Origin of the sequence: Vibrio sp. HENC-03 (assembly GCF_000305755.2) — a bacterium.
GTDB lineage: Bacteria > Pseudomonadota > Gammaproteobacteria > Enterobacterales > Vibrionaceae > Vibrio > Vibrio owensii.
The window spans coordinates 1-8,075 of record NZ_JH976091.1 but is presented as its reverse complement, the minus strand read 5'-3'; the positions used below and the strand labels follow the sequence as shown (position 1 = coordinate 8,075).

The following is an 8,075-nucleotide window of genomic DNA, read 5'->3' as shown; positions in this document are numbered from 1 at the left end:
TTAAGTGATTAAGGTGATATGCAGTAGCATCGGTATTGCGTTGCTCACACCTTAACAGGGCGTTAGATGATAGGAGGAATGAAATTGGTCTTGAGCATACTAGAAGCAATGGATAAGTATGGTATATGGGCTGTATTAACCGGAGTTGTGATTCTTATCGGTTATCTAAAGTTACAGAACACAATGGTTCAGTACAATTCTAAAGCTAATCAACAAATTGAATTAATTAAAAGTAAATTAACCTTAATTGGTTCTAGTTATAGTAGTCAGTTGGAACATATAGTTAATTACTATGAAACTTTATATAAGCATTACTCTTTATGCCAAGATGTCGTAAACAAAGATGCGACTGAACTACCTTCGGGAGAGGTAATTTCGTCAAAGAGAGAGTATTTAGATAAAATTGATAACCTTGTATTGACTTGGCATCAAATTACTCCAAGAGCCAGACTAATTCTTCCTAGTGAAGCAATCACACATCATAAGCAACTTGTAGTGCTTTTCAATCGATTTAATAATCTGGTAAAGAGTGAGACTCCGAAGCATCACGAAACGCTCGAAAGTATCTTTGCAGATATACATTTTCAAAAAACTCAAATTGAAAATATTTTTAGAGAATACTTGCATACGGATAAAATCATCTAACAAATTGTTCAAGAGTGATTCGGCACGCGTGGCATTTTTACTATGCGTTGGTTTTAGTGGTTAGGGTGGTATGCGGAAGCTTCGGTATTGCATGCCTCACACCTTAACAAGGCGTTAGGGCTCTCCATAACGTGAATGTTTGTCACACTTTAGTGCTAATTAGCTATTTCAGGCATATGCATCTTGTATTATTGTCTCATCTTTGATTCCAATGAGTAGATAGTATGGAAAGCGCTGATAAGTTAGAAATGCATTACTATTTTAATGATGGTAGCCATTCAATGGATGCTGTCGTCAGAAACAAATGTGAGGCAGAAATACTAGCTATTCTGCTTGAAGCTGCTGATATACTCAAAATCGATATAGACGTGAATGCGGAAGTCTATCGAGAGGGGGGACTAAGAGATTTCTGGCGTGTCCTAGGTAGCAATAATAATCAAGTAACTATTCTTCTCATGATTGTAACGGTCGTGCTATCAAGGGTTCCCATCTCTGACCCAGAAATTGATGCTTTAGAAAAAGAAATTAAGCAACTAACAATCGAAGAAAAGAAACTCAATATAGAAAAATTAAAACTAGAGCTAAAAGAAAAGACGGTGCAACAAATCGGTGAAGAAACTATTGGTAAAGCTGCCCGTCACGTTGATAAGAGTCTAAAAATCGTCAAACGTCGTTCTAATTTATATACTCACCTATCTTCCTACCATAAAGTAACGCATGTTGGCATAAATGCAGTGACTCCTAGCTTTGAACCTTTCGTTGATGAAAGAATCATCGAAAGGACCAGTTTTAAAAACTTCATTTTGTCTTCTAACAAGCTCAAGTCTGATATTGATGAAGAAGCTGTTATCGAAATTGTGTCGCCAGTTTTACGAGAAGGGCGGTACAAATGGAAAGGCATATATGAAGACAAACCGATCTCTTTTGATATGCATGATGCAGATTTTAAAGAAGAAGTATTACTTGAAAAAGTTGGCTTTAAACATGGCTCTACGATCACGTGTGTATTGCGTATCGCGCGCGAACTGGATGAGGTTGGCGAAATTAAAACTACTGGATATTCTGTAGCTACAGTAATTGAAATAACAGAAGGTACAGAGACCAAAGCTACTAAGCAAGGTCACCGTTACTTACACGCTAAGAAAATGCGTGATTCTCAAGGCGATCTGTTTGCGTCTTAGCCCTAACAAAGCATTTAAGAGTGATTCGCAACGCTCGGCATTTTCGCTGCGCTCAAGTATAGCCGAGCGCAGCTCACACCTTAATGCGGCGTTATGTGGCAGGGAGGATTTATGACCCCAGTAGCAGTTCTTGTTTATGTCCCTGATGTGGAAATAGGGCTTCAGTGGTATCAGCAAGCGTTCCCAGAAGCTGTTCCAATGCATCTTCCAGACTTCGATTTCACAGTACTCGATGTAAACGGGTTTTCTATCGAAATTGTTCAATCTGATGACAAAGTCTCTGAAGGTAAAAAGGGAACTGTACTCTATTGGTCTGTGCGTGACTTATCTGTTGAATTATCTCGTTTCGAAGCTCTTGGGGCATCTTTATATCGTGGTCCTATGGAGATCGAAAATGGACTCTCTATGTGCCAACTTGAAGATCCTTTTGGAAACTTAATCGGTCTACGTGGGGCAACCACATAACAAAGCGTTTAAGACAGATTCGCAACGCTCGGCATTTTTGGTTTGCTTTGATTTTAGTGTTTACGGCACAATAGTTTAGGTTCGGTGGTTAGCGTTGCTCACTACTTAACGCGGCGTTAGTACGGGTTTGACATCAAAGGTCATAAGTTTTGGTGTTTATTTATTTCTGTGCTCGTCTTTACACCTTTCAGTTTGTACCTTTCACGTTCTTTCCGGTGGCACTATATACGGAGTGTTTGCTTTGATTTCACCGTTTACGGTGTCTAACTCTTACCCTATTTCTTTGGCGCTTCTTCTCTTTCGTAGTTTTTACGAAGTCAGAGTTGTCTTTCTTTGGTATTGCCGTCGAAGTGCGAGGATCGAATCCTTTTCTAATTTGAAGCCAGTGAAAGTAGGGCAGTTCAGTGCGTTTTTCTTCTAGCCAACTTTCGTCTTTCAATCGGGGAAAAGTTTTGTAGCTGCCCGTCTCACTTCAGTGTTCAAAGCCTTTCATATTATGCCAGTTTTCAATATCTTGGAGTGCATAAATAGAAGTAGCGCATGTACTAACAAATTGCTTAAGAGTGATTCGTAACGCGTGGCATTTTTACTATGCGGTGACTTATGGTGATTAAGGCGCCGTGCGGTAGCTTTTGTATTGCGTTACTCACACCTTAGCAAGGCGTTATGCTACTCGTTTAGTTTTGTACAAGAAAAACAATAAAAATAGGGTATTGGAATGAAGAAAGATGACAACAAACCAGATTATATCGTCGAAGACGAAAATGGTTTTAAGAGGTGCATCAACGTAAAACACACGAAACCTAAGTCTGAAGGTGAGTACACAAAACGGATTTGGCAAAGCCTTAGTAGTGATAAAGATGATGGCAAATTTGACGATATTTTTTCCGATGTATTTGATAGCGTATTTAAAAATATATCTGTCAAAGTCTCTGACTCTCTATTAAAAGCTACTGACGATGAGGTGAATCGAAAGAAAGTAATTCGAGAATTAAAAAATCATTACAATAATGAAAGTTTAACTCTCATCTTAGGAGCCGGTGTCTCAATGGATCTTGGTTTACCATCATGGGATGAATTGCTACGTAGACTACTAGCAAAAACACTTGATAGTGCAGACAAAGAAAGTACCGTGATGGCAGCGATGTTTAATTCGGTATTTGGTCCTAGTAGCTTAATTGCAGCACGCTACCTTAAGCTTCACTTCGAGAAAGAGAAACACGAGAAAAATGGCAGAAAGTACCCATTCGAAACTGAAGTACGTAAAGCTCTATATGAAAACTTTAACGAGGTAGAAACACCTATTTATAAAGCAATTGTTCAACTATGTGTTTCACCGGGAAAAAATCCAAGTTTGGACTCAGTCATAACGTACAACTACGATGACATTTTGGAAGACAAATTGAAAGCACTGGATCTGGGGATTAAATACAAGAGCATCTATACCTTAGGAATGAACCCGAAAAAAGACGAGCTTCCTATTTACCATGTTCATGGTTATCTCCCTCGCTCCGGAAATGTTACAGATAAACATGCGGTTATTCTTTCCGATGATAGCTATCATAAGCAGTATATGGACCTTTATCATTGGAGTAATCTGGTTCAAATCAACAAGTTTAAGGATTCCAACTGCTTGTTTATTGGTCACTCTTTTTCTGATCCGAACCTAAGGCGTTTATTGGATATAGCAAAATCTCAACGTGGGCATGACAGAACTCAACACTATGTTATTAAACGTCGGTACAACGTTGATAAAGTTAAGGAAACTCTTAAAGAGTTGTTAGTTAAGGAAAAGCTAGTAGATGTTCTCAATCATTCTGATGAGCTAGACGCCGTTGCTTCAGGACTAGTAAAGACAGTGCACAACTTTGAAGAAAATGATGCGAAATCTTTTGGTGCAGAGATTGTTTGGGTGAACGAATTTTCAGAAATATCAGAGATTATAGAAAGTATCCCAAAGTAGCATAACAAAGCGTTTAAGACAGATTCCCAACGCATGGCATTTTTCTTCCATCGTTGGGTTTTGTGTTTAAGGTGGTATCGTTAGGCTTTGTGGTGGCGTTGCTCACTACTTAACGCGGCGTTATGTGTCCGATAGTTACGTTGTCAGTAAGAAGTTTATAGAATAGAGAAAGGGAAATAATGAAAGTAAGAGATTCCATTACTGAGCTTAAAGAGACAAAGCTTTATACTCAGCTATTATCTCTCGACTCAGAATATGCTGAGCGAATTGAAACATTTGTTCGTGCAATTGAGCCTCTTATGGCGTCAATCAAGAACTATTTCCCATACTATACACGGCATGATGTGCATCATGGTTATCAAGTTGTTCATAGGATGGAGCAATGTTTACTTGGAGCTTGCTTCGATGTTGAGTTGCCAGAAGCCCTTACAGCTCAGGAAATATTTTTACTGATTGCAGCAGCATATGCTCATGATTTAGGGATGGCTGTATTCCCTGGGGAAGAAGAATCATTGAGAGAAAAGCTTGGGCTTAGTTCCCAAGATGGTTGGAAGACTAGTGAAGATCTTCAAAACCATTTAAGGAAGAACCATTCAAATCGTGGTGGCAGATATATAGAGGAACATGCAGAGTCTCTGGCAGTTCCTCGCAACCTTGTTTCGGCTTTGGACCTCATGATGAAGGCCCATAATTATTCCATTCCTCAACTTGAAAAAGAACTTTATCGCCCATTTGCGGCTGGTCAGAAAGAAAGCGACCTTGCTCAGTTAGCAGTAATTGTATGTGTTGCAGACGCTATTGAGTTTAGTGACACACGCGTTGTTGATGGTGTCCTTGAGCAACTGGTGAAAGACCAAAGTTCTCCAGCCAAGATATCGTATGCAGAAAACATGAAGCATGTATGTACCGGAGATAGTCTTGCAGTAGCCCAAGACGGCCGTATTATTGTGAGCGGAACCTTTTCCGATGAAAATGTATTGGCGCTTGCCCATCGAACTTTTGACCAAATGGAAGAATGGATTCAAGGTTACAGTGATATTGACCACCGCTCTAATGTTAAGCGCTTGAAAATAAGAGGAGGTACATTTCATCGTGACCTTACACTTAGTCACGGAGAATTTCATCGCCTCGGGGTTAGGTTAAATAAGAGAAATGTCATTGACCTCATCGCATCTAATGCGATTTGGCGACGAGATCAAGGTATAGCCCTTCGAGAACTAGTTCAAAACTCTGTAGAGGCATGTCGGTATAGAGCGCATCATTCTGCGCCGTCAGATAAGTATCACCCAGAGGTGCGTGTTGCTTTCAACAGAGACAGCCATTCTGTCTCTGTCTCAGATAATGGTTGTGGGATGTCTGAGCGTACGGTTCTGAATAATTTGTTAACAGTCGGTAGCAGTAGGTCCTGTGAAGTCACATACACTGAAAGTGACTATTCACCAATTGCTCGTTTTGGCATTGGTTTCTGGTCCGTCTTCACTATTTCAGACATTGCTACAGTATCTACTGCGGCATTTGAAAATTACAGAGGCAAGCCCAATGACGCTCAATGTGCGCGGGGTTTCGAGTTTAATGTTCAACTTGAAAATTTAAAAGACTATACGGTTTTTAGACCTGTAGATAGAGCTTGTGGAACTAATATCTCTTTAAAGCTCAAGCCAGACGTAGTCATTGACGATATTTACATTGCGCTTAAGAATCAGATACTTTGTTCAATGGTTCCTTTGACTCTTGAGTTGGATGGAAATGAAGAACGTATTGAGGTAGAGGTACCTGATGTAAATGAAGAGCTACTTTTCGGAGTGCGCCGTCAGAAAGCTAGCAGCTTAGATATTAAGGTCTTTAAATTCCATGAAACAACGCCTAAAGCATCTTTGAAGTTTGGATTGGCATATAGAATGGAAAATAATAAGGCTACATTTACATCTGAGCCGAATAAGAGCATGTTTAATGTGATGGAAGGTCATGGAATGCATAGGCAACGATCGGCTATTTGTGGTTTTTCGGTTCCTATTCGAGTATCGTCTTTTTGTATTGACGTACTTAGAGTTGGTACTTATCACATGAACTCACTTACGCCGAAAGGCTTTGAATTTTCTATCGATAGGCAGCAACTCAACAACAATGCCGCAGAAAAGCAATATACTGATGAAGTGCGTAACCTCTTTCATAAGGGGTATCGTAGCTTTCTCAAAAGTACAGAATCTTATGATCCTGAGACGATTCATACCTTACAGAACGAAGCAGCAAGTAACGGCGGAAATGTTTATGATACATTCACGAGTTCGGAACTTGCTATAGCCTATCAAAACTACCCAGACTTAATATGTAACAAACTCACTCCTGTCGAACCAACCTCACGATTGCAAGACTCGGTTATGAATGCAAAGTTTATTAATTTAACTGAATTGGCTGATATAGAAGGAATAGTCTTTTGCTTACAAGGGCAGCGCAATTTTCTAAATGGCGGGGCTTACTTTCCGTTAGAGAGTCCCCAGGCGTTTGAACTTGCTTATGCTTGCGTTCAGGGATTTGTTAAACAATATAGCCCCAACATTCCAGTCTATATAATGCAACCTGACCGGAATTTCTCTATGCTCTTTGACAATGACCCTTTAGCTTCAGCGAGAGTGTTGCCTATAGGTAACGATTTAGAGGTCAGTCTGCTAAACATCCAGCTAAGCAGAGTTAACTATAGGGGTAGACCTGTCAATGTGGTTCCTGACATAAGTGGGCGCTGGTCTGGTACCATTTATTGGCGAGAATTCCAAACACCTGATGATAAGCCTTATTTATTTCTTGGGCGTCACCGAGTCTTAGTCAAGCCAGAAACTGCACTTCACTCATATCTAAAAAAACTAGCTGATGACAATCGCTTTGTTACTATCGCAAATACAATTCATCTATTACGAGAGGATGAAGCAGGACACAACCCTGAAGCTCTATCTGCGTATGTCTAAAGGAGCTTTGGGTTTAGCTAAAAACACATAACAAAGCATTTAAGAGTGATTCCCAACGCATGGCATTTTTCATTCCATCGTTGGGTTTTGTGTTTACGGTGGTATGGTTTAAGTTTGGTGGCAGCGTTGCTCACACCTTAATGCGGCGTTATGTGATAAGGAGAGAGTTTGAGCTCAGATAAACCTATTAGGTTAGTTGTTGAAACAGTATCTAAAGTTGAGAGTGATTGGGTTGCCACGCTATCTGCTTTGCTCGTACCTGTTTTGACGGTAGTTGGTATCTATGTTGCTTATCAACAGTATGTGATTAACCGGCAAAGATTAAATTATGAAACTTATGAGAGAAGGTTAGCTGTTTACAAGGCTGTTCAACTGCACCTCTCAAAGGTTGCGCAAATGGGAACAACTACTTATCAAGATACTTTAAAGTTCAACGCGGAAGCCTCCGAGGCTGACTTTTTATTTGGTTCTGAGATCTCAGAACTGATTGCTAGTATATACAAGCAGTCAATACCGATGGCATCTTACCATGAGAGATTATATCCAAGTGATGGGAGTCAAGGTCTTCCGGTTGGTGATGAAAGGAGTGATGTAGCAGAAAAAGAGTCAGTGTTACTTCAGTGGCATATGGATACTTTAGCTAGCCTCAAGTCCACCTTTCACCCACATATGAAAATCACATAACAAACTGTTTAAGAGTGATTCGCAACGCGTGGCATTTTTACTATGCGTTGCGGTTGGTGTTTAAGGTGGTATGCGGAGGCATCGGCATTGCGTTGCTCACACCTTAACAGGGCGTTATAACTCAAGGGGAAATTGTGAAACTGAAGAATATCAAAGGTGTGGCAAAGAACTTTACAC

The 8,075-nt window shown here is 40.1% G+C and carries 6 protein-coding genes; all 6 read left to right on the top strand.

What is annotated here, in order from left to right; translation table 11 throughout:
• The first annotated feature begins 78 nt into the window (after window positions 1-78).
• The 6 genes from VCHENC03_RS0125605 to VCHENC03_RS0125600 all read left to right on the top strand — a co-directional run bounded on the left by VCHENC03_RS0125605 (window position 79) and on the right by VCHENC03_RS0125600 (window position 7,898).
• Window positions 79-645, top strand: a complete 567-nt coding sequence (locus tag VCHENC03_RS0125605) for a hypothetical protein (RefSeq protein WP_032802460.1) — start codon at window positions 79-81, stop codon at window positions 643-645.
• Between the two features lie 224 nt (window positions 646-869).
• Window positions 870-1,826 (top strand): hypothetical protein, encoded by a 957-nt coding sequence (locus VCHENC03_RS17225; RefSeq protein WP_009705416.1) that lies wholly within the window; start codon window positions 870-872, stop codon window positions 1,824-1,826.
• Between the two features lie 111 nt (window positions 1,827-1,937).
• The gene (locus VCHENC03_RS17230) at window positions 1,938-2,291 is read left to right on the top strand and encodes a VOC family protein (RefSeq protein WP_009705415.1); all 354 of its coding nucleotides are present in this window, start codon (window positions 1,938-1,940) and stop codon (window positions 2,289-2,291) included.
• 718 nt (window positions 2,292-3,009) lie between these two features.
• Window positions 3,010-4,254, top strand: a complete 1,245-nt coding sequence (locus VCHENC03_RS17235; RefSeq protein WP_009705414.1) for an SIR2 family protein — start codon at window positions 3,010-3,012, stop codon at window positions 4,252-4,254.
• A gap of 179 nt (window positions 4,255-4,433) precedes the next feature.
• Window positions 4,434-7,214: an HD domain-containing protein gene (locus tag VCHENC03_RS17240; RefSeq protein WP_009705413.1), complete on the top strand. Its 2,781-nt coding sequence runs from the start codon at window positions 4,434-4,436 to the stop codon at window positions 7,212-7,214.
• A 168-nt stretch (window positions 7,215-7,382) separates the two neighbouring features.
• Complete coding sequence (locus VCHENC03_RS0125600; RefSeq protein WP_032802458.1) at window positions 7,383-7,898, top strand: hypothetical protein; 516 nt, start codon at window positions 7,383-7,385, stop codon at window positions 7,896-7,898.
• Window positions 7,899-8,075 lie beyond the last annotated feature (177 nt).

Excerpts from the sequence above, each read along its gene's own strand:
- VCHENC03_RS17235 (WP_009705414.1), top strand. The coding sequence starts at position 3,010 with ATGAAGAAAGATGACAACAAACCAGATTATATCGTCGAAGACGAAAAT.
- VCHENC03_RS17225 (WP_009705416.1), top strand. The coding sequence starts at position 870 with ATGGAAAGCGCTGATAAGTTAGAAATGCATTACTATTTTAATGATGGT.
- VCHENC03_RS17230 (WP_009705415.1), top strand. The coding sequence starts at position 1,938 with ATGACCCCAGTAGCAGTTCTTGTTTATGTCCCTGATGTGGAAATAGGG.
- VCHENC03_RS17240 (WP_009705413.1), top strand. The coding sequence starts at position 4,434 with ATGAAAGTAAGAGATTCCATTACTGAGCTTAAAGAGACAAAGCTTTAT.
- VCHENC03_RS0125605 (WP_032802460.1), top strand. The coding sequence starts at position 79 with ATGAAATTGGTCTTGAGCATACTAGAAGCAATGGATAAGTATGGTATA.